Source organism: Aquabacterium sp. UBA2148, from assembly GCF_002328915.1.
Taxonomy (GTDB): domain Bacteria; phylum Pseudomonadota; class Gammaproteobacteria; order Burkholderiales; family Burkholderiaceae_C; genus Aquabacterium; species Aquabacterium parvum.
In genome coordinates this window covers 4093-6134 of the sequence record NZ_DCXA01000080.1, presented here as the reverse complement: position 1 = coordinate 6134, position 2042 = coordinate 4093, and the positions used below count along the sequence as shown (strand labels likewise).

2 protein-coding genes are annotated in these 2042 nt (G+C 67.9%); both read left to right on the top strand.

Annotated features, from left to right (window positions below; genetic code table 11):
* Window positions 1–805, top strand: an 805-nt coding sequence (locus B2W70_RS04235) for a DNA/RNA non-specific endonuclease (protein ID WP_286743185.1), incomplete at its 5' end; no start/stop codon positions are given.
* 3 nt (window positions 806–808) lie between these two features.
* Window positions 809–2042: DUF3880 domain-containing protein (locus B2W70_RS04230; RefSeq protein WP_286743184.1), on the top strand; the 1234-nt coding region annotated here is incomplete at its 3' end.

Genomic DNA, 2042 nt, shown 5'->3' with positions numbered 1-2042 from the left:
GCGCAGTGGCGGGCTGGCAGGCGGCTCCGACGTGGGCACCACCAACAACCACTTCGATGACCTGAACATCCGCCGACACGGCGATGCCACGTCCACCTCCACCGCCAGCTACTACGTGCTCGGCCACCTGCTGAACCAGGAACTGGGTGGCCCCGGCACCCAATGGGGCAACCTCACCCCGCTGAGCCGCAGCGGCAACGGCCTGCACGAAACCCGGGTGGAGAGCCAGGTCAAGGGCAAGGTGGCAGAGGGCAAGGTGATCCGCTACGAAGTCCGCGTGGTCTACGGCAGATCAGCCAGCCCGCTGCTGGCCCAGACACCCGCCAGTTCGACCAACCCGGTGATCATCAACAAACGCAAGATCCTGCTGAAAGAACAGCACGTGGCATCGGCCCTGGACTGCCGTGCCGTCGAATGGGACCTGGGCTCCAACCAGGCCAAAGCCGGCGGCTGGAGCATGACACCCACCGCCGTTCCCAACCCCGTCGAATCCACCTCGCTGTCCGACTACAACGTGCCCGGCCAAGCCGCTCTGCGCCTGCAGACCCTGGCCATCAACGACTCCATTCGGGCGCTTGGCGACCCCGCTCGCGCGGCCGAACACGCCATGCACACCGCCGCGCTGCAATCGCTGCCCGGCATCGGCCCCGCTCGCTTCGACGCCCTGAAGGCCCGCAGTTACCGCACCTGGGAAGACTTCTGGTCCACCGTGCCAGGCGTGACACAGGACACCACCAACGCCTGGCGCGCCGGCCTGCCTGGCGGCGCGCGGGTCGTCCTCAACGGCACCACCACCTGGATCTGACGCATGACCGCCGTGCTTGCCCCCGCCTCGCTCGCTTCGTTGCACGACTTTCGCGACCGCCATGCGGGCGAGTCCATCATCGTCTGCGGCTGCGGCAACTCCCTCACCCCCAAGGTGGCGCAACTGGGCCTGACCACCATCGGCGTCAACGACGTCGGCCGCCTGTTCGATCCGACCTACCTGGTCGTGCTCAACCCGGCGCGGCAGTTCAAGGGTGATCGCTTCAACTTCGTGAGGCAATCGCGGGCACAAGCCTTGTTCACACAGTTGGACCTGGGCCCGGTGGCGCCGCCGGTGGTGCGCTTTCAACTCGGCCGCCACGGCGGCACCGAGATCGGCCCGCAAGCCGTGCTGCACCACACGCAAAACTCGCCCTACCTGGCGGTGTGCCTGGCCGCATGGATGGGCGCCAGGCGCATCGGACTGATCGGCGTGGATTTCACCGATCACCATTTCTTCGCCCGCACCGGCAGGCACCCGCTGAGCGCCAGGCTGCAACGCATCGACGAGGAGTACGCACGGCTGGCCGATGCTTTTCAGCGCCAGGGCATCGAGCTGTTCAACCTCAGCCCTGTGAGCAGGCTGCAGGGGCTGCCCCGCATGTCGGCGCTCGATTTCGCGGCCGGCTTGAGGCCAGCCGCCCTGCTGCAAGCACGCGCCCACGCGAACGAACACCCGAGCACGCCGATCGCATCGGTCACACCTCAGGCGCAGCCGACCACATCGCTGCAACCAGCTCCCCGAACGGCCCGGGTGTTCGTCGTCACCTACCGCTTCGTGACCTGCGGCGACGTGTTCTCAGACGGCCTGCGCCACGGCGCACGCGAACTCGCCATCGCCCACGCCGAAGCCGACTGCCTGGACCCGCGCCTGCCCGAAAAAATCGAGGCCTTCGCCCCAGACCTCGTTCTGGTGGTGCATGGCCGGCGCTTTGCACAGCGTTGGGGCCGACGCCTGGCCAGGTGGCACACCGCTGTCTGGCTGGTCGATGAGCCCTACGAGGTCGATGACACATCGAGCTGGTCGCACCACTTCGACACCGTGTTCGTCAACGACCCGGGCACGCTGGCGCGACACGAGCGCCCAGGCACCACCGCCCACCACCTGCCCATGGCGCACGACCCGGTGCATTGCCACGATGCAACCGAGCGCGTGAGCGCAACAGGCGCTGTCACCACCGAGGCTGGCCTCCAACGCCGCCACCGCGTGGGCTTCATCGGCGGGGCCAACCCCAGCC